The 20,079-nt window shown below is 53.4% G+C and carries 14 protein-coding genes; 12 read left to right on the forward strand and 2 right to left on the reverse strand.

Features of this window, described 5'->3' with window-relative positions:
• Positions 1-36: 36 nt before the first annotated feature.
• The 6 genes from RBB82_RS15005 (at position 37) to RBB82_RS15030 (ending at position 4,915) form a co-directional block, all read left to right on the forward strand.
• The gene (locus RBB82_RS15005; RefSeq protein ID WP_433971510.1) at positions 37-381 is read left to right on the forward strand and encodes an STAS domain-containing protein; all 345 of its coding nucleotides are present in this window, start codon (positions 37-39) and stop codon (positions 379-381) included.
• A 195-nt stretch (positions 382-576) separates the two neighbouring features.
• Positions 577-1,572 carry a carboxypeptidase-like regulatory domain-containing protein gene (locus RBB82_RS15010; protein WP_433971512.1) on the forward strand — a complete coding sequence of 332 codons (996 nt, stop codon included), beginning with the start codon at positions 577-579 and terminating at the stop codon, positions 1,570-1,572.
• Positions 1,573-1,782: 210 nt separating this feature from the next.
• Positions 1,783-2,889, forward strand: a complete 1,107-nt coding sequence (locus tag RBB82_RS15015; RefSeq protein WP_433971514.1) for a YXWGXW repeat-containing protein — start codon at positions 1,783-1,785, stop codon at positions 2,887-2,889.
• A 213-nt stretch (positions 2,890-3,102) separates the two neighbouring features.
• On the forward strand, positions 3,103-3,711 hold the full coding sequence (locus tag RBB82_RS15020; protein ID WP_433971516.1) for a PEP-CTERM sorting domain-containing protein: 609 nt from the start codon (positions 3,103-3,105) through the stop codon (positions 3,709-3,711).
• Between the two features lie 441 nt (positions 3,712-4,152).
• Entirely contained in the window at positions 4,153-4,692 is a 540-nt protein-coding gene (locus tag RBB82_RS15025) for a hypothetical protein (protein WP_433971517.1), read from the forward strand.
• Between the two features lie 43 nt (positions 4,693-4,735).
• Positions 4,736-4,915 carry a hypothetical protein gene (locus tag RBB82_RS15030; RefSeq protein ID WP_433971519.1) on the forward strand — a complete coding sequence of 60 codons (180 nt, stop codon included), beginning with the start codon at positions 4,736-4,738 and terminating at the stop codon, positions 4,913-4,915.
• A gap of 24 nt (positions 4,916-4,939) precedes the next feature.
• Here RBB82_RS15030 and RBB82_RS15035 read toward each other — a convergent pair whose 3' ends face one another.
• Complete coding sequence (locus tag RBB82_RS15035; RefSeq protein WP_433971520.1) at positions 4,940-5,644, reverse strand: DUF4410 domain-containing protein; 705 nt, start codon at positions 5,642-5,644, stop codon at positions 4,940-4,942.
• Between the two features lie 297 nt (positions 5,645-5,941).
• Between RBB82_RS15035 and RBB82_RS15040 the strand changes: the two genes are divergently transcribed.
• The 5 genes from RBB82_RS15040 to RBB82_RS15060 all read left to right on the forward strand — a co-directional run bounded on the left by RBB82_RS15040 (position 5,942) and on the right by RBB82_RS15060 (position 15,067).
• Complete coding sequence (locus tag RBB82_RS15040; protein WP_433971521.1) at positions 5,942-8,326, forward strand: hypothetical protein; 2,385 nt, start codon at positions 5,942-5,944, stop codon at positions 8,324-8,326.
• A gap of 108 nt (positions 8,327-8,434) precedes the next feature.
• Positions 8,435-9,889: a trypsin-like peptidase domain-containing protein gene (locus tag RBB82_RS15045; RefSeq protein WP_433971523.1), complete on the forward strand. Its 1,455-nt coding sequence runs from the start codon at positions 8,435-8,437 to the stop codon at positions 9,887-9,889.
• A 198-nt stretch (positions 9,890-10,087) separates the two neighbouring features.
• Positions 10,088-11,671, forward strand: a complete 1,584-nt coding sequence (locus RBB82_RS15050; protein ID WP_433971524.1) for a mechanosensitive ion channel family protein — start codon at positions 10,088-10,090, stop codon at positions 11,669-11,671.
• 391 nt (positions 11,672-12,062) lie between these two features.
• Positions 12,063-14,708 carry a protein kinase domain-containing protein gene (locus RBB82_RS15055; RefSeq protein WP_433971525.1) on the forward strand — a complete coding sequence of 882 codons (2,646 nt, stop codon included), beginning with the start codon at positions 12,063-12,065 and terminating at the stop codon, positions 14,706-14,708.
• 38 nt (positions 14,709-14,746) lie between these two features.
• Positions 14,747-15,067 carry a hypothetical protein gene (locus tag RBB82_RS15060; protein WP_433971527.1) on the forward strand — a complete coding sequence of 107 codons (321 nt, stop codon included), beginning with the start codon at positions 14,747-14,749 and terminating at the stop codon, positions 15,065-15,067.
• A 373-nt stretch (positions 15,068-15,440) separates the two neighbouring features.
• Here the strand turns inward: RBB82_RS15060 and RBB82_RS15065 are convergent, their stop codons facing one another.
• Entirely contained in the window at positions 15,441-16,226 is a 786-nt protein-coding gene (locus RBB82_RS15065) for a DeoR/GlpR family DNA-binding transcription regulator (RefSeq protein ID WP_433971528.1), read from the reverse strand.
• Positions 16,227-16,490: 264 nt separating this feature from the next.
• Here RBB82_RS15065 and RBB82_RS15070 point away from each other — a divergent pair, with 264 nt between their 5' ends.
• The gene (locus RBB82_RS15070) at positions 16,491-19,919 is read left to right on the forward strand and encodes a carboxypeptidase regulatory-like domain-containing protein (protein ID WP_433971529.1); all 3,429 of its coding nucleotides are present in this window, start codon (positions 16,491-16,493) and stop codon (positions 19,917-19,919) included.
• Positions 19,920-20,079 lie beyond the last annotated feature (160 nt).

The raw sequence follows: 20,079 nt of genomic DNA on the forward strand, positions 1-20,079 counted from the left end.
TGCCAAACGATAGAATAGGCTCCCAAAGGAGCATACATGCCTGCTGCCACGCCCCCACCCTTCACGCTCGAGATCGAAGACCGCGGCAGCACAGCCGTCATACGCTGCCACGGCAAACTGTTGGCTGGCTTCACCGATCTCCTCTACGTTCCCGTCTTCCACCTCCTGCCCACCCACAAGCGCCTCATCCTCGATCTCGCAGACCTCACCCACATGGACAGCATGGGGCTCGGCGCTCTAGCCCGCCTCTACGTGTCCGCGAGCACAAAGGGGTGCGAGCTCCAACTGCTTCACCTCGGCAAAAAAGTTCGAGAGCTTCTCATCATGACAAACCTGCTCCCGGCTTTCACCATCGTCGGAGAACACGACATACGAATGTGATCCGCCTGACCGCTTGAGACGGATGCCGAAATTTGATACCTTCCACAAAATCGGATACTGTTTCCCAACCAGAAATATAGACAAACACAATGGGCGTGACCGGGCTCCTCGTCTTAAAATTGTGCAAGGCCTGAACCCTTCGGGACGGCTGACGCATCTTTTCTTTGAAATGGGACGTCGTCGGAGACTCTCTCTATGTGCTTCCGTCACCTTTTCTTGCTTCTCATTCTCGGTGTGGCTCCGATCACCGCGCTGAGCCAACAGTTCGTCGCGCCTGAACTGCCGCGCGGAAGCATCAGCGGCAATGTGACGGATGTGGACGGCCTCATCATCCCTGAGGCAATTGTTAAAGTGAGCGAACCTGATCCGAACCAATCTCGCACCATTACAGCGAATCAGGCAGGATCTTTCGAACTCGAAGACCTCGATCCTGCAACTCCTCACACAATCATTGTGAGTGCGAAGGGATTCTCGGATTGGACCTCGCCGCCCATCACTCTCAAGCCTGGCCAAAGGCTGCAGCTTGTTAACATCACGCTTAAGTTAGCAGTGGTGGAGACGACGGTAGCGGCTGTCACAGTGGAGCAACTCGCTCTCGAGCAAGCCAGGGCAGAAGAGAAGCAACGAGTCTTCGGCATCATTCCCAACTTCTACGTCTCCTACGACAAGAACGCCGTACCGCTTACGAAGAAGCTGAAGTACGAACTCGCCTTCAAAGCAGGCACCGATGTAGCCAGCATCGCTGGCGACCTCCTCTTTGCAGCCATCAATCAGGCAGCCGACACTCCCGACTACCAGCAAGGTTGGAAGGGCTATGGTCAACGCTTCGGCGCTGCCTATGCCGATAGCTTCTCCAACATAATGATCGGCGGCGCCGTTCTGCCTTCGCTTCTGCATCAGGATCCGCGCTACTTCTACCAGGGCACCGGCACGGGCAAATCTCGCGCTGTCCACGCCATCTCAAGCCCATTCATCTGCAGGGGAGACAATGGCCGTCACCAGGTCAATTTTTCAAGTATGGGTGGCGATCTCATCGCATCATCTCTTGCAAATCTCTACTATCCGGATAGCAATCGCGGCCCAGGATTGGTCTTCTCTACCTTCGGCATCAACTCCGGAGCTCGAATCGTCAACTCCTTGATACAGGAGTTCGTCTTGCGCAAGCACACGACCAACTCGACTAAACGCTAAGAGGGCGGTCGGCCAACACCGAATCCTTGTTTCACAAAGCCGTGTGCCCATATCTCGATTCTGAGATGTGGGCATTCGTGCGCCGGTACGACCTCGTCACGGCTCCGGTAACATCCGACAAGTTCTATAAATTCGTACGAATCACCGACAACTAAAACCCAAACTACCTGTTCATACCTAAAACGCAGGTTTCTCTCAGGAGCAAACACAATGCGCACTCATCATTCCGTTCGAAATCTTTTGCTCAGTCTTCTACTAGTAGTCATCTCTTCAACTGCATTCGCGCAGGTTGGCATCTCCGTATCCTTCGGCCCACCCGCACTTCCGGTCTACGAGCAGCCAATCTGCCCCGGCGACGGATACCTCTGGACACCCGGCTACTGGGCCTGGGACCCAGATTACGGCGACTACTACTGGGTGCCGGGCACCTGGGTTCTCGCCCCGCAAGTCGGATATCTTTGGACTCCCGGATGGTGGGGTTGGGGTGGAGGCGGCTACTTCTTCCATGAAGGATACTGGGGGCCGCAAGTCGGCTTCTACGGTGGAATCAGCTACGGCTTCGGCTACTTCGGCAATGGCTATGAGGGAGGACGATGGGACGGAGGACACTTCTACTACAACCGCACCGTAAACAATGTGAACATCGTGAATATTCACAACACCTACAACACCACCATCGTTCACAACACCACAGTCATCAATAATCGAGTCAGCTATAACGGCGGTACAGGCGGTATCGAGGCACGTGCTACGTCGCAGCAGGAAGCGGCAGCCCAGGAGCGTCATATCGGCCCCGTGCCCGCTCAGGTGCAACACTTCCAGACAGCGCGCTCTAATCCGCAGCTCCGCGCTTCGGCCAATCAAGGTAAGCCTCCAATCGCCGCGACCGCGAGACCAGCGGAGTTTAGCGGACAGGGCACCGTCGCAGCTCGCGAAGCGGGAGCTACCTATCATCCACCGGCCAACCGCCCCAACGCCGACTCTCGCCCCGCCAATCCCGCGCATGCCAGCGAAGTTCAGCCGCACGTCGCCCCTCAACCAGCCAGCTCAGAGGACGACAAAGCCAATCAAAAGTATCAACAGCAGCAGAACAAGCTGATTGCAAAACAGAATCAGCAGCACCAGCAACTCCAGCAACAGCAAGAGGCAGAGCATCAGCGCGCCCAACAGCAGAGTGTGAACGACGCACAAAAACAGCAGATGGAGCAACGGCATCAGCAGCAGACTCAGCAGATGGAACAACAACATGTGCAACAGCAACAACACATGGAGCAACGGCAGCCGGTAAGCCACAACGAGGGAGGACATCCAAAGTAGTCACAATGGGATGGACCAGCGGTCCATCCCATTCGACGCAGCGAAATACAAACGGTAACGAATTTCTGTAATAGTGCAAATCCTTGCAACTTGTAACTATCGTTTTACTAAGTAACGTTGTGGCCAGTGACTTTAGGGCGCGCTAACAAGGGTTGTCTGATTGCAGCAATGTATCCACAGCTCACTATTCCGGTCTTGAGCCGAGGGACAACCATGAGATGCACTTCCTTACTTAGCCTCGCGGCGGCTGCAATCCTCCTCGCCCCCACCCTCACCGCGCACGCCGACACTGTCGATGTGTTTACGCTAAAGATCAGTACCATGCCTTTTAACGGCACCACCTGGAGCGCACCTTCAACTATTTCATTTTCGATTCCCGTAGGGCAGCCTCCCCTCACATGGGACGACGCGGGAGAGACCTTCTTCATTTCTCCGGTTGTGGACAATGGAGTTTCATCGGGTGGTTACAACCCCTCCGATCCCACGGCTGAGGAAGTATTTACACCGCGTGGACTTCTTTTGGGGTTCACTCTGCCCACACCAGCGCCACAGCCCGAGTATGATTTTCTGGAGTACGATCTCTTCACAGGACCACCAAGCGCGCCAATCTTCACCCTTGGTACGTATCTCCTGAATCCAAACTTCAACGGTTACTTTTATCCCAACAACGTACACGACGCTGGGTTTGTCGAAGGAGAACTTACCATCAGTCAGGTCTCAAGTTCGCCCTCCCCCGTTCCTGAGCCTTCATCGCTGACACTCTTGAGTATCGGCTTGCTTGGCGCAGCCGAAGCCGCGCGTCGCAGATTCAACCGCACGTAGTTGTTCCTGCCGCGATCCTTGCACAAAAACGAGTGAGCGGTTACATCCGATCTTTCAACAGGGTTCCCTATGTCTTGATCTTGACAGGGTAGGCATCTATGTCACACATCTTCCCAGCTGCACATCTTCCCAGAACGGGAAGCCTCGAAAATAAATCCTCAAAACCTGGCGCATTTTTTCGCACTGAAAAAGTGGCTGCTAAAATACCACATCTACCATGCAATTCACCATAAACTCACCACAAAAAACCACGGTCCAGACACCCGTTTTTTGCAAAATACCCAACAAAACCGCCAATACTCTCAAGGCCAAAAAAACGGCAATTCGAGAAATCAGTTCCACACGAAAAATATCCATATCTCAGGTCCCGGGCAGAGCACTGAACCTCACTCCCCTAAAGGTCGTATCGCCCAACATCGTGCGAACCATGAAGCTGGAAGGATGAGTCTCTACAAGAGCATTCTCCTTGCAATCTTCGTCTCTCTGTCGGCGCACGTCTACGCAGAAGGTTGCCTGAATAACTTGCCTCAGTCGATCCGCTCCGCTGTCGAGCAGGACAACTGGACCATCCTGCAGCCTCAAGACTTAGCAGGCACCGACCTGAAACTCTGGAAGGTCAATCACCCCGGCGAATGCCCGGGAATTGCCTCTGGAGACTTCTATCCCAAAGGCAAACCGGCATTCCTCGTGGCCCTCATCCACCGCGATCAGACTCAGGCAAGTGACCAAAGAAACATGCTCGAAAAACTCACCCTGATCTACTTCAAAAAGGACCAACCCGTCACCGAAGTCATCGTCTCTCCCACCCAGGTCGATGCGCCGTTCGTCGTTTGGAAGCTTCGCCCGGGCCACTACATGGGCATTGATGGCACCAGGGCCTCCATCTCGCGGGACTCATTTATCTACGAAAGACCTGCGGGGTCGGCGAACCAGTTTTACTACGACGGCACTCGCCTCAAATCCTTCGTGATCTCACGATAGTAGCCTCGCAATTCGTGCAGTCCAGGATGATAGGCTCTTAGCCATGCCTGGTCCCACGTTGCAAGACCGACTGAATATCCTGCTTGAGCATCTCGCTGAGGCCGAACGGGAGTACGCCGCCGGCGTACCCTATCCGGACCCGACTGGAGGCGCGTGGCCTGACAAGATCGCAGGGATCAAGAAACGTATCGCCACAGTTCGCGAGATGATTTCCAACGAATAGACCGCAGGCAGGGGAAGTTCTTAACTACGGGGATGTCGACGAATTGTCGTACTGTTGCAGATGCAGCACAATATCTTTCGAAATTGTGGAGGCGGTACTTTTGACAGTCTTCTCTGGTGCGTTCTTCTCCATGACAAACTTCGCCGCGGCAACATAGGGATTCATACTGATCGCAGCGCCGGGCTTATCTTTGCTAGCGCCTTCAGTGGAAGCTTCATAGAGCGGTTTTTCGGGGCGTGACAGATCGGTGAGTGTTACAAACAGCTCCATCTTAGCCTGACCAGAGCCGAAGCCGATGACCGCGCGGTGAAGACGATTGCCCTCATCAGCCTGTGTAAATACTCCATGTACCCAAGCGCCCGTGGATGGTTTGGGCTCGTCGCTCGTTAGTCGCTGAGCTTTGTAGCCAGCCTTCTGAAGATCACTGACGATACCTTGCGACATGGTATCAACCAGCATCTTTGCCTGGGCTGCGGGATCCTGTTGCGCTTTCTTTTGTGGCCGTTCCAGAATTCCCGGCCGTCTCTGACCTATTGCAGAACCCTGATCCACTTGGACATCTTGCGCGTCCAGCTCAAAGTCGCTGACGTAGACCGTCATCTCCTTTGTGAAGGTGTGCCCTGCTGGCTTTGGGGAGCCGACGGGGTCCTGTGCACGTAAGAGCTGTGAGGCAAAAAAGAGTAAGACGGAAAATAAAAAGAGCGCGCGGCATAGCCGATTTGGTTTCATGGGAGCCCTATCAGTAGAGATAGCCAGATTTCTCCGGCGAGACTTGGCCCGGTTGCACATCGCATCTCGAACGAAACCAAATTCTATTGGTAAATACGATGGTCAGCAAAAAAAATTATGAGACTCGCTAGACCAGTATTTGCGAAGCGCAAACAAAATTCTACAAATACGACTGTTATCGGGTACACTCAGGTCGCACAAAAGTGGGCCTGTTATCACTCATTCCGATCATAAGCGAGGTAGGCCATTTTGAGAGCATCAAAAGGCTGTCGGATTCTTATCGTCGCGATTTGCCTCGTGAATAGTGCAGTTTTTTCCTCTGCGCAGTTAGCTGCTCCAGCGACTAATAAGTCCGTCGGTTTGCCAGTCACTGTTCCCTCATGGCCAAAGGTCTTTGACCGGAACGGCACTCATCTTGTTGTCTACCAGCCGCAACTCCGAGCGTGGCAGAAATACCAAACGATGGTGGCCGACAGTGCAGTTTCAGTAACAGATAATGGTGCAAAACCGGTCCTTGGAGTTATTTCCTGGCGTGCTAATACGATCGCCAACGTAAGCGCGGAAACTGTCTTCGTCAGCAATATCGAGGTGCTTGATGCGCGGTTTCCTTCGCTAAGCGCAGAGCAGGAAGCGTTGATGCAGAGGCGTGCCCATCAGCTTTACCCGACCATGACGTTCACGATCGAACTACCTAGAATGATTGCGAGCCTGGAAAAGGTGAACGAGCCTGTCAGGTCAATCGCAGCAAGCGCAGATGTGCCACCGATCCTTGTCACGACGGTGCCAGCGATTATGCTGTTGATCGACGGCAAGCCTGTATTGGTCCCAATTCCAGGCACAACTCTGGAGTATGTCGTTAATACGAACTGGGATCTTTTCTTCGATAAATCTAACTACTACCTATTGAGTGATAAGACCTGGCTCGTATCACGAGAGTTACGTGGGCCATGGGCTATGACAACTAACCTCCCCGCAGACATTGCGAAACTACCCGCTCACGAGAATTGGGACGATGTTTTGAAGGCCATTCCGCCACGACTCGGCGCAATTGTGCCAAACGTTTTGTTCACGGAAAAACCGGCTGAGTTGATCTCATTCAGGGGAAAGCCGATCTACTCAAAGATTATCGGCACGAGTCTCAGCTATGCGATCAATACAGAGAACAAAGTATTCGTCCATCAGCCGGACGGCAGTGTTTACGTTTTGATATCAGGGCGTTGGTTCCGTGCGGCCAGCCTTGAGGGGCCATGGACTTATACTGGCGACTCTCTCCCAGCAGACTTCAAGATGATTCCGCGAAGCAGCCCGTGCCATGATGTTCTTGTTGCCGTACCTGGGACGCAGGAGGCTAGTGACGCTGTATTGCTTTCGCAAATCCCCACGACAGCTATCGTTAATCGTGCTGCAGCTGAGGCGCAGGTCAAGGTAGCTTATTCGGGGACGCCTCAATTCGAAAAGATCCCATCGACCACGATGTACTACGCCGTCAACACACCGGATAAGGTAATTCGTGTTGGAGAACTCTACTATCTTTGTTTTCAAGGCGTATGGTTTGTATCTCGAAGCCCGAGTGGTCCATGGAAGACGGCCGATTCGGTGCCTCAGATCATCTACACTATTCCTCCGACGTCGCCGGTATACAACGTCACTTATGTCGTTGTCTCAAACCCGACGCCAACCACCGTACAGACGAGTTATTCAAGCGGCTATCTCGGGGTCTTTGTGATTGGGATGGCAGTTGGATCCACGGTTGTTTATGGGACAGGGTATTACTACCCTCCCTATGTTTATTGGGGGCCGCACCCCGTTTATTATCCCTACCCTTATTCTTACGGCGTAGCCGCGGTATACAACCCATACACCGGGGCGTACGGAGTTGGGCGTGCTGTGTATGGGCCTTATGGTTCGGCGGGCACAGCAGCCTGGTACAACCCAACTACCGGAACTTACGGGCGCGCCGTCACTGCTCAAAATGCTTACGGCGGCCGTACCTATGCCCAGGCCTATAACCCATGGACAGGAAACTATGCTGCGACCTCGCAAGGTCACAACCAATACAGCCAGTGGGGGAGTTCGGTCGTTACCAACGGCGACAACTGGGCGCAGGCGCAGCATGTAACCAACAGCCAGGGGACCGCAGGATCTTTTCAGACCTCGAAGGGTAGTGCTGGTGCCGGATATTCGGGCGCCAATGGCAACAGCGGTTTCGTTGCAAAAGATGCCAATAACAACAACGTTTATGCTGGTGCCGATGGGAATGTCTACAAAAAGGACTCCAGCGGGAGTTGGAGCAAGTATGACAACGGTGCCTGGACGCCGGTAGATCCATCTACCGGAGCAAGCCAGACCAGGCAGCAGAAACAGAATTCAAATAGCTCCAACACATTGTCGCAGTCACGATCCTCGGGTTCCTCCACTCCCAGCGCGCAAGGAGGAGGTACGTCTACTACGCCTGCAAATGGCAGAGGATTGAACCAGACTACCCCTGGTGCGACTGAGCGAGGAACGCTGAGCAAGCCCGTCCAGCCTACTGCCCAGACTGCTCCTCGTGGTTCTAACTCGCCCAACACGATGGGGCAGTTGCAGAACGATTCACAGGCACGCGCACGGGGAGATCAACTCGAACAATCGCAAAATCGTGGGAGCGGCGCTGCACGAGGTTCACGCAGGCCGCATCGATAGAGAACAGACGCGTCAAATTTTTGTTCTCGAACTCAAAAATTAAAATGGGATGCGGCGGAGAAAAACGTACCGCTGACGCCACCAGCGCATAATTGTTCAAGTCTGCTCATGGAGCGCCAAATGAAAGCCATAACTGTTCTTCGACTTGCACTCTTTTGCGTTGCGGTTTCGTTGCCCGCCGACGGGCAGAAACCTGCAAAGCAGGCGAGTACGCCGCCCATGGATCGGCCTGGAATCTTGCAGGAGTACGACGAAGCTATTGATGACGTCGCCGAACGGGCGATGCATTCCGTTGTAGAGATAGAAGTCACTGGTTTTGGCAAACCCGAGAGCAGCGACGATGAAGACCAGCAGACCTTACAACGGCAGCGTGTTATTGGATCAGGCGTAATTGTCGATCCGGACGGTTACATTGTCACCAACAACCATGTGGTTGCAGGTGCGCTTCGCATTCGAGTGATCGTTGCTCCCACTACCGTCGAGCTGGTAACCGGTCACACTCAGCTGGCGAATTCACAGCGCGTTTATGAAGCGAAATTGATCGGCACAAATCGATATGCCGATCTCGCAGTCATCAAGATCGATGCCCATGACCTTCCGATCATTGCACTGCCTGAACCATTTCACGTGCGTTTAGGAGAGACAGTAATCGCCATTGGATCGCCCCAAGGGCTTGACCACACAATCACCAAAGGGATAGTGAGCGCCGTAGGGAGACAACCCGAATTGGATCGTCCCATGGTTTACGTACAGACCGATGCGCCTATCAATCCAGGCAACAGCGGCGGGCCGTTAGTAGACCGTGACGGCAATCTGATTGGTATCAACACCTTTATCTATAGCTCCGGAGGTGGAAGCGAGGGGCTGGGATTTGCCATCCCGGAACCGGTTGTTCGCTTCGTGTATTACGAATTGAAAGCACGCGGCTTTGTTCCGTCCGTTTCCATTGGGGCTCATGCTCAGTCGATTACCCCCGACCTCGCTGCGGGCTTGAAGTTGCCTCAAGACCACGGAGTGATCTTCTCGGATATCGATAAAGCGGGTCCAGCTGCCGATGCTGGGTTGCGATCTGGGGACATTGTGGAGCTAATGGATGGCGTTCCGATCGACTCGTTCCCGAAATATACCGCGTATCTATATATTCACAAGCGTGGAACGCAGTTGCGAATGGAGGTTTTACGCGGTGGCAAGCCCGTCACATTATTCATCACAGCAATTAATTCGCTCCCCACAGTGGACAGCCTATCGGACCTGACAAATCCAAGAAAAGACTTAATCCCGTCGCTTGGCGTCTTCGTCGTCGATCTTAGTGACCTGATTACAGCAGCATTGCCGGGGCTCCGCTCCAAACATGGAGTAGTCGTGGCTGGCGTTTTGGAAGGAGAGCCTGCTACCCTCACCAATCTCGAAGTGGGCGACGTCGTCCGATCGATTAATGGCAAGCGGCTCAGCACCGCCGACGAGTTGCGGCAACAGCTTGCAAACTTTAAAACCGGAGACTCGGTAGCATTCGAGGTAGAGCGTCAGTCTGTTTTGCAATATGTGGCTTTTGAAATTGAATGACAAGCTTCGATGATCGCCTCCTGAGCGGCCGCTTCGCCTTTATCAGAAGTTGCTAAGAGTGGTTAGGCAGATTGGAGAATCACACTGAGAAATTCGTATCGAGGTTGGGCTGGAATCTGTCACTCCGTACTCTTCATCTTGCTCCTCTGTCAGTTCAGTAGCCAGGTAGGAGCAAGCGGACAGAGTCTGCCCACTGCAGTGAAGACGCTTAGCGGAAGTCCCACGCCACCCCCTACGAACAACGATTCTACTGCGAATACCGCAGCAACCATACCTGAGCCTGTCGATCCACTGGGGCGAATGTCTCCTCATGGATGTGTGCTGGGTTTTCTGCGTGCTGCCGAGGCAAAGGACTATGACAGAGCTACGCAATATCTTGACGGAAAGCGATCCCCAAAACAATCGGAACAGTTAGCGAGCGAGTTGAAATATCTGCTGGATCAGGGAATGTCGACCAGCATTGACGATGTTTCGCGGTCGCCCAACGGAAACATAGAAGATCAACTACGGCTGTCACGGGAGTACATAGGAACGGTAAAGACGCCAAGTGGCGACCTAAAACTAATGCTCGATCTGGTAAAACGCCCCGAGCAGCCTTCGGTTTGGCTCTTCTCGCAGGAGACGCTCAACCTCGTTCCGGGAGCGTATGCCAGCATGCAGCATACAGATTACGAGCATCTTTTCCCAGCGTGGGCCTCCCGAATACGCATCGAGTCAGTGCCGCTGTGGCGGTGGGTAGTGATTTTCCTGTCCCTCCTGCTCGGATTTGGTATTGCATCCGCCCTCACCAGAGCAGTGCTTTGGTTGTTACGTCGGGCCTTTCGTAAGAGGCTATCTGTAGAGGTTGAAGCATCAACTCTAGCATTGAAGATGCCTATCCTCTGTCTGATGCTGGCGTTTATCGCCTATGTGGACAGTGCGCATGCCATTACGGCACTTGGGCGGCATTACTGGGCGACAGCTGGATTCGTCCTGATGTGGGGAGGTGCCGCCTGGTTGTCAATTCGCGTTGCTGACACTGCCATTAGTTTTGCGCGCCAGCACCTTCTACTGCGAATGCAGACAGAGCGAGCTACCTTCATTAGTTTATTGGGGCGCTTGTTTAAGATTTTTGTTGGGCTGGTTCTTATCATTGTGCTACTCACTCATGCTGGCGTGAATGTCTCTGCTCTGGTAGCGGGTTTGGGAATCGGCGGAATAGCACTCGCCCTGGCGGCTCAAAAAACTCTTGCAGATTTGTTTGGCGGATTCTCCATCGTTATGCGTGGGACGATTCGGGTGGGGGACTTGTGCCAGATCGACGGCATCATCGGAACGATCGAAGACATAGGAATTAGTGCACTGAACTTGCGAACGTTAGATCGATCACTGGTCTCGATTCCGAACGCCAAGGTTGCAGAAGAGAAGCTCGAAAATTTTTCCCTCCGCGACCAATTTTGGGTGCATCAACTATTCACTCTGAAAATCGACACTCCTCCTGGCGTTGTCAAAACCGTATCGGATGGCATCTATCAACTGCTGGAGTCTGATCCTGACATCGAAAAAAGCACGGCAAGAGCGAGGCTAATCAACTTGGCATCGACGGGCCCACAGATTGAGGTGTCTGCTTACTTCCGCACACCGCGCGCCAACTGGGCGCTCTTCCTGGCCTATCAGGAGAGTCTGATCCTCAAGATATTGGCAGTGATTGAGACAGCGGGAACCAGCCTTGCGTCGCCAATCGGTCTGTTGAGAACAGACGCGTACAAAAATACGGATTCTCCCTCTTCGGGTATTCGATGATCAACGACGTGGCTGATCTCATATTCTTCCTGATCAACCAACCAGCAAGTGCCAGAACGCAAACGATTGATATACCGTGATCAGTATTGATCGATGCAAGAGAAATTTTCTGACTATATGAAAAAGTTCACCGTTTGATGAGCGGCCGGCACTCAAAAATCAGATTTTAGGATCTTCCACTAAATATTCCCAATCCCAGGTAGGTTATGTCCAAACTCGAATATCCAAGGTAGATCAGATTATAGGGCTGTTATGTGGAGGAGGTGTGGCAGACCTGTGCACTTAGGTTCTACGAAAGTGTCAGTTAATGAAAAAGATGGTGTCGCCGGTGGTACCATTAAATTCCTCAACGAAACGAATTCCTCCAACTTTCGGAGCATGAGCGAATCCGATGTTCGACACTAAAGACTCTCTGTCAGTCGGGGAGTTGATTGAAGACAACTACGAAATTCTCGGTGTAGTCGGGGCGGGTGGCATGGGCGTCGTCTACCGCTCCCGCGACTTAAAGCTGCAACGCATCGTCGCACTGAAGTTTCTGCCCACATCTTTGAACGATGACCCCCGCGAACGAGAGTACTTTCTCAGTGAGGCCCGCATGGCCTCGTCTCTCGACCATCCCAACATCGGTATCATTCACGGCATTGAAGAGACCTTCGACGGACGTGCTTTCATCGTGATGGCTTTCTACGACGGCCTTTCCCTGTCGCAAAAGATGAACGCCACCCCCCTGAATACGTTGGAAGCGATAGAAATCGCCAGTCAGATCGCTTCGGGGCTCTGCGAAGCCCACGCCCACCAGATCGTCCATCGCGATATCAAACCCTCCAATGTCATGCTCAGCGGTACAGGTTCGATTAAGATTGTCGACTTCGGTCTCGCCCGAGCCGTCAATGCCGAGACGGCCACCGTCACCGGAATCGTCGGCACCGTTAAATATGTCTCACCCGAGCAGGCGTTGGGGCAGCGCATCGATCCGCGAACCGATATCTGGTCCCTCGGCGTTGTTCTCGCTGAGATGCTGACAGGCGTCAACCCGTTCGAGCGCAAGACAATTCCTGCAATCCTGGTAGCGATCCTGCACGAACCGCCGCAATCGCTTGATGGTCTGCCGGTCGAACTGCAACGCATTATCTATTGTGCCCTCTCGAAGAACCCAGAGAAACGATACCAACACTGCTCCGAGATGCTCCTAGATTTGCAGCGCGTACATGCGGAGATGCCCGCTGGTTCAAAAAGCAATAGGGCCGTCTCGACAAGAAGAACCACAGGCCGTTCTTCGGAGATGCGGAAGTATATCGAAGAGGCCTCCACCTCCCAATGGAGTAAACCCGATCGCTCACGAAGCCAGTGGCTTCCCTGGGTGATTATTCTCTCCGGACTTGTACTCTTTAGCTGCCTGCTGGCATTCTCCTCAACCCGTCACTATTTTTCTATGTTGCACTTTGGATCCAGCGAAAAACACATTGCTGTTCTGCCCTTCAACGATCTGGGCGGTAGGGTTGACAGTGAGGCTTTAGGACAGGGGCTAATGGACTCGCTGGCGGGCAAGCTTTCCAACCTCGACCTTGGCCACAAGTCTCTCTGGGTCATTCCCAGCAGTGAGGTGCTTCGCCTGAAGGTAACTGATCCTGCTGCTGCCCTTAAACTCCTCAATGCAAATCTCGTTGTCAGTGGAGTCGTCAGGCACGATGGGAAGGCAGTGGACCTAAGCCTCAACCTGATAGACACCAGAGACCTGCGTCTGATTGGATCGGTGAATGTCGAGGATCAGGGCGGCGACTTGGCGATGCTGCAGAATGAGGCGGTCTCGCGGCTTGCTCACCTGATGACCATCAACGTCAGCACGGCGATGCTGCATGACACTGAAGGTGCAGTTGAGCCAGCGGCCTACGAAGACTATCTTACGGCCCTGGGTTACATGCAGCGCTACGATAAGTCCGGCAACCTGGACAAGGCGATTGACGTTCTCAATGCATCGCTGAAGACAGACCCGAGGTTTGCCTTAGGGTATGCGCAGCTGGGGGAGGCGTATCGACTCAAGTATCAACTCGATCGTGATCCTCATTTACTTGACGAAGCTCAGGCCAATCTTGAGCAGGCCGTGCGAATCGACAGCCATATTCCAGCGGTGTACGTGAGTCTTGGTCGCATCCACGACGCTCAGGGGAAGCGCGATCTGGCGCTTCAGGAGTTCCAACATGCTCTGGATCTCGACCAGAGAAACGCATGGGCGCTAAGAGGTCTGGCCAGCGTCTACCAACACGCTGGGAGGAGTGCTGATGCTGAGACAACGTTCAAAAAAGCCATCGCCCTCCAGCCCGACGAGTGGGAGGGGTACAACTTGCTGGGGAACTTTTACGATGAGCAGGGCAGATATCCCGAGTCCATCTCCGAGTTCAAGAAAGCCGTTGAACTGACGCCCGACAACGCCGAAGTTTACGTCAATCTCGGCGCGACCTACCTAGACGAGGGCAGCACACGGTGTCTTTCCTTAGCCGAGGAGGCACTGAAAAAGTCGATTCAACTAGGCCCAAGTTATCCAGCGTACGCCAATCTCGGCGGCGTGTATGCTCTACAACGCCGACACGCAGAATCGGTCGCCATAACTGAGAAAGCACTACAACTCAATGGGAAAAACTACATGGTCTGGAACAATTTATTGGTAGAGTACGAGTGGCTTCATGACGAAGCCAGAGTTGAAGCAGCCGCGAAGCATATTGTTCCTCTGCTTGAGCAGACGGTGCAGTTGGAGCCGCAGGATGCAGTCGCGCAATCGCTACTCGCAGTGATGCAGGCTAAAAACAGCAAGCGCCAACAGGCAGTGGATCATATTCAGACTGCATTGGCGCTGGGGCCTGAAAATACTATGGTTCTCCAAAATGCAGCCGATGTGTATGAGATGGAAGGTGACCGCAAGCGAGCGCTCAGTTACCTTGAGCAGGCCCTTCAGAGGGGCCTCGATCTAAATTACGCAAAGAAGGACCCAAGCTCACAAGCGTTGTTTCTGGATCCCAACTTTCACGCTGCCAAACCATAATTCGTCCAAAGTAACATCAGACCTCAAGGAGAAGAGTAATGAACCCGTCAAGTCCTGTATGCCTCACTACCGGGGCAGTTGATATCAACATGCAAGCCACTGACTACTTCTTCTTCCAATTGGAAGTTGATGGCGTATTCGAAAGTCCGCACGCTAAAGAATTTCAGCCACATCTTCCTCATGACCGTTCGTTCAAAGCTGGCTCAGTATGGCCCAACCCAAAAGATCACCCGGAGGGGGTCAAACCCCGTGCAAACGGAACCTACACTTATACCTGGACGCCCGATGCCAGCAAACCGAAGCCTCCTACCGAAAAACCAGGCTCGATCCACGTCGGTAGTGGCATGGGCGATAGTTAGTCTAGCTCCAGCCGGTCCCCTTTGAATTTCTTCAAATTCCACCACCCGATCTAAGCTCACCGCCTTTAGGCGGTGAGCTTAGCTCTTCTTTCTTTGCGATACGGCTCGAGGCAACGAAGGCTGATGGCGATCGTGCGTCTGTACCGGCATAGCCGGGCCAAACACTGGAGACAATGACGTGGACCCCACAGATGACGGAAGTATAGGGACTATCCGCGTCGGTAGTGGCATCTGGTCTCAGAACCAGATTGCCATAGTGAACTTCTCCAATTCACCATGGCAATCTGGACTAAATTTCGAGACACGAATGGCCGGGATGCTCACCCCGTTCAGCCTGATACGCCAAATCTCTGAACTCGACGGTTCGATGCGCTCACACGCACAGGACATTGATGTGCTTGCTCCGGAAGACTTCGACCAGTTCTGGATCAATGTTGTCGTCTGTGATGATTGTGTGGATCTGGGCTGGTTCACAAACCTTATTTGTACTGATCATACCCAGCTTGCTGGAGTCGGCGACGGCGACAACCTGGCGTGAATGTTTAACCATCTCTCCAAGGATCAGGGCTTCATCGGACTCGATGACGGTGAGACCATGTTCGGGATGGATGCCGGTAGCGCCCATGAAGACCTTGTCGAAATAAAGCTTTTGGATCGCATGGAACGTGGTCGCTCCAACCATCGAAAATGAACCGGGCCAACGAATCGTACCCCCGGTGAGAGTCACCTTAGCATTTGGCTGGCTGGACAACTCCATACCGATGTTCACGGCGCTCGTAACGATGTGGATCCCTTCGCGATGTCGAAGGCTGCGAGCGACCTGGGTGGTAGTGGTTCCGGGGGAGAGCGCGATCGTATCGCCCTCGAGAACCATTTCAGCTGCTGCTATCGCAATGCGACGCTTTTCGTCGGCGAAACGTTCTTCGCGAAGCGGGAAGGCTGCGTCGAAGCGGAATGGCTCATAGGTCAGCTTGCCAGCCAATTCAACCCCACCATGGGTGCGATGGACCAGACCGCGCTGTTCGAGCTTAATGAGATCACGTCTCACGCTGGCGGGCGAGGAGTTCACCGTGGCGGAGAGATCCTCGACACTGCTTGTCCCCTTTTGCAGGAGAAGGTGAAGGATCTGATTGGCACGATCGTTCGTCTTTGCAGCCACTTGTGTAATTCCTTTCTCTAACAAATAAGGAGTTTCTAGAATTTGTCGATAATCATCAAAATGATCATATGGTCATTTTGCTTTCACTATTTGTGAAAAATGTTTGACAATCGTATGTTCACCTTTCTATCCTCTGCCTCATGGTTGAGGTTTCCGTAGCGTTTCAGAGGCAGTCAGTCCTAAAAATTGAAACGTTTGTCTATTTTCACCTTTCCCTGCCTTTGCTGCAGCTTATTTAGCCAGATGTACCTAATGAGGAGTTGAATGAGGACCAGATTTTTTCAGTATCTTGCCGGGTGTGCGCTAGCGGTCTCCGTAGGCATCCCGGTGACGTTGGCACAGACCGTAACGGGCTCAATTACAGGTGAGGTGACCGATCCGACCGGTGCTGTTATCCCCAATGCCAAGATTACGGCTGAGAACATCGACACAGGCGTAAGGAACATGACGACCACCAACTCTGATGGCGTATACAGCATCCGCTTCCTGCCGATCGGTCACTACAAGGTAGTGATCGACGCCGAAGGATTTTCTTCCGAGACGGTTCCGCCATTCACGCTGGAGATCAACCAGACCGTTAAACTGAATGAGCATCTATCCGTTGGCGCCACCAGTGTGATCGAGGTCGACAGCTCCAGTGCGCCGATCCTCAATACAACCGACGGCACCCTCGGAATCACGGTCTCAACGAATGAAATCGCAAACCTTCCGCTGAACGGTCGAAACTTCTCCTCAATCACGCTCTTCCAACCCGGAGCCGTTACCTCGACTCCGCAGGGATTCGCGGGTACAAACGCGATTGAACGCAATACCCTCACTAGCGGAATCGCCTCGATCAACGGCAACCGTACGCAGGCGAACAACTACACCCTCGACGGTATCGACATGAACGAGGGGCAGAATAATCTGATCGCCTACACGCCTGCTCCTGATGCCATCGGGGAGGTCAAGGTTATCTCGGCCAACGCGCCTGCCACGTACGGCAACGTCAATGGTGGCGATGTGGTTTCCGTGCTCAAGAGCGGCACCAACCAGGTTCATGGAAGCGCCTACGCGTATCTACAGAATCAAACGCTCAACGCGAACTCGTGGAGCAACAACTTCAAGGGCATCCCGATAAACCCCTACACGCAAACTCAATTTGGTGGAACGATTGGAGGGCCGATCTGGAAGGACAAACTCTTCTTCTTTGCCGATTACGAAGGTGTACGTGAGCATACGGGGGGATCGGGTAGCGCTAGTGTATTGACCGATGCGATGCGCGGCGGGGATTTTTCTGCATTGGAATCCCTGAAGGATGCCACCGGCCAGCCAGCTCCTGTGCAACTCTACGACACCCAAAAAAACTTCACTCCGTATATGAACGATCAAGGCATTCCGGTCCTGAATCCTGTAGCGCAGTATCTCTTTGCCCACCCTGAGCTTTACCCGCATGCGAACCGAACACCAACCGATTCCATTGCTCAGAATGATTTTGTAGGTCCGCAGCGCTCTTTCAAGGTAAACAACCAAGGTGATGCCAAGATCGAGTGGAACCCTAATTCTGCTGATAAGATAACCGGCTTCTACTCTCAATCAAACGCATTTGATGGCACGGTGGCTGTTCTGGCCATTACATTTCCCTCACAGAACGTCTTCCCGACGAAGCTCTTCGGCGCCACGTGGGTCCATGTCCTCTCTCCCGAGATCGTCAATCAGGCGAGAATTGGGTTTACGCGTGTTCGCTGGGATGACAACATCCCAACCGACCCCACCGGCGCCTTCGGTCTGAATGGCAACTCTCTCGTCGGCATTCCCTTTGGTGTTCAGCAGTATGTTGGGTTCTCCTTTCAGAGCTTCGGTCAGGATCTCAGCAGCAATGGTGGTATCGGCACACCTGCTGCTCCACAAATTCTCCGAGACAACACCTTCAGCTATGGTGACGACCTCACCTGGCAGCGTGGTAAGCACCTTTTGAGCATGGGCGTGCAGGCGGTGCGGTATCAACAGAACTATCTCGTTCAGTCTTCCCAAGGCGCGCTTGGTCAGTTCAACTACGACGGCAGCTTCACCGGCCTCGCCACTGCCGGAGGACTAACCAACGGTTACTCCGGCGCCGATTTCATCCTTGACCGGGTTCAGAATGAGCAAATCCAACTACCCGGCGCCCTGGTCGGCAACCGGCAATGGCGCGCCGCCGCATACTTTCAAGACGATTGGAAGGTTACCGGTAAGCTTACCTTAAATCTTGGCTTGCGCTATGAATACGACCAGCCCTGGACCGAGGTCAACAACAAGACAGCTAACGTGCTGCTCAGCTCGGGCACGGTCGAATATGCGAAGCAGGTTCCGGTCGGTGCGCCTGCTGGCTCCATCGTCTGCGACAACCCGGCCTGCTACCAGCCAAACTACGCCCAGATCATGCCGCGCATCGGTTTTGCGTATCAAATGTCACCCAGATTTGTCGTGCGCGGTGGATATGGTGCGACTAGCTTCTTTGAAGGAAACTCCAACAACCAACGTCTCACCTACAACTCACCGTTCGTCCAGTTCAGCCAGCTTACTGCTGCTCCCCCAAGTCAAGGCAACGGCGGCGCCCCATTGGCTGCGTCGCAAGGCTTTGCTGTCAACGCCAATTCCGTTACAAACGTTGGTTTTGGAGCTTGGCCGCAGAATATTAAGCCTGCCTATATCAATGAGTTCAATTTGACGACTGAATACGCGATCAACAGCAAAACTTCGCTGACGATCGGATATGTCGGAGAGACCGGACAGCATATCGAGGATTATCGAAACGCCAATCAACTTACTACTACTCAGGCTGCCAACATAGCAGCTCTTCCATCGGGTGCCCCCCTTCCTGCGGCAGATTTCGCTCCCTTTGCCGGGCTGGTAGGCCAAGGCAATCCGTTACTGCTCACAGAGTCTGAGGCAATGATGAACTACAACGCTCTTCAGGCCTCGCTGCGTCAACGTGCCAGCAAGGGCTTTGAGTACACCATCAACTACTCATATGCCCGAGCAATGACCAACAGCGCGGGCAACTATGCTGGCTTGATCGATGTCAATACTCAGGATGGAGCCTTCCAAAACGGCTATGACGGTCATGCAGACTATGGTCCGGCACCGCAAGATGTACGGCATAACCTGTCGGCTATTGGCGTATACGCCCTTCCCTTTGGTCGTGGCATGATCTATGGAGGTAACACAAACCGAGCCCTTGACCTTCTGTTGGGCGGCTGGTCCATCTCAGGCACGGCAATCGCCTACTCTGGCTTCCCAATTTCGATCTTCGGGCCACGCAGCGACGGCACGAATACATTTGGTGACTCTCGCGCGAATCAATTCCGCAAACTCCATTTGCATGGACGCACAGTCGCAAACTGGTGGGGTAATGACCCATCGGCAAGTCCGTGCACTGGAGCGGACAATGGCAGCTGTGCCTATGGCCCGGAGGCGCCTTTCACCTTTGGCACCGCCGCAGTCGGCACCGAGCGCGCACCCGGATTCGATCAGATTGATACCTCAGTCTTCAAGAACTTCCGTATTACGGAGCGCCAGTCGGTCGGTTTTCGTGCAGATGGCTTCAACGTCTTCAACTTTGCCAGCTACGACAATCCTGACAATAATATTGGTGATTCAAACTTCGGACAGATCACCGGAACACGCAGCCTCCCTCGACAGATTCAGCTAGCCCTGCATTACAACTTCTAACCCTAAGCTGACGCATCCATTGTTCCGACAAAATGGATGCGTTCACACTTGGCTGTCTTTGCAGTTTTGGCGCCAGCGCCGGTTCGAATCTTGGGTGGGCGCTGGCCTTTCGTATATGTCTCCTCTTTACACAAGAAAGCTGGTTATGATCAGCTTTCAA

The organism is Tunturiibacter lichenicola (assembly GCF_051013355.1).
GTDB lineage: Bacteria > Acidobacteriota > Terriglobia > Terriglobales > Acidobacteriaceae > Edaphobacter > Edaphobacter lichenicola_F.

Excerpts from the sequence above, each read along its gene's own strand:
- RBB82_RS15045 (WP_433971523.1), top strand. The coding sequence starts at position 8,435 with ATGGAGCGCCAAATGAAAGCCATAACTGTTCTTCGACTTGCACTCTTT.
- RBB82_RS15070 (WP_433971529.1), top strand. The coding sequence starts at position 16,491 with ATGAGGACCAGATTTTTTCAGTATCTTGCCGGGTGTGCGCTAGCGGTC.
- RBB82_RS15020 (WP_433971516.1), top strand. The coding sequence starts at position 3,103 with ATGAGATGCACTTCCTTACTTAGCCTCGCGGCGGCTGCAATCCTCCTC.
- RBB82_RS15010 (WP_433971512.1), top strand. The coding sequence starts at position 577 with ATGTGCTTCCGTCACCTTTTCTTGCTTCTCATTCTCGGTGTGGCTCCG.
- RBB82_RS15030 (WP_433971519.1), top strand. The coding sequence starts at position 4,736 with ATGCCTGGTCCCACGTTGCAAGACCGACTGAATATCCTGCTTGAGCAT.
- RBB82_RS15025 (WP_433971517.1), top strand. The coding sequence starts at position 4,153 with ATGAGTCTCTACAAGAGCATTCTCCTTGCAATCTTCGTCTCTCTGTCG.
- RBB82_RS15055 (WP_433971525.1), top strand. The coding sequence starts at position 12,063 with ATGTTCGACACTAAAGACTCTCTGTCAGTCGGGGAGTTGATTGAAGAC.
- RBB82_RS15035 (WP_433971520.1), bottom strand. The coding sequence starts at position 5,644 with ATGAAACCAAATCGGCTATGCCGCGCGCTCTTTTTATTTTCCGTCTTA.
- RBB82_RS15015 (WP_433971514.1), top strand. The coding sequence starts at position 1,783 with ATGCGCACTCATCATTCCGTTCGAAATCTTTTGCTCAGTCTTCTACTA.
- RBB82_RS15060 (WP_433971527.1), top strand. The coding sequence starts at position 14,747 with ATGAACCCGTCAAGTCCTGTATGCCTCACTACCGGGGCAGTTGATATC.
- RBB82_RS15005 (WP_433971510.1), top strand. The coding sequence starts at position 37 with ATGCCTGCTGCCACGCCCCCACCCTTCACGCTCGAGATCGAAGACCGC.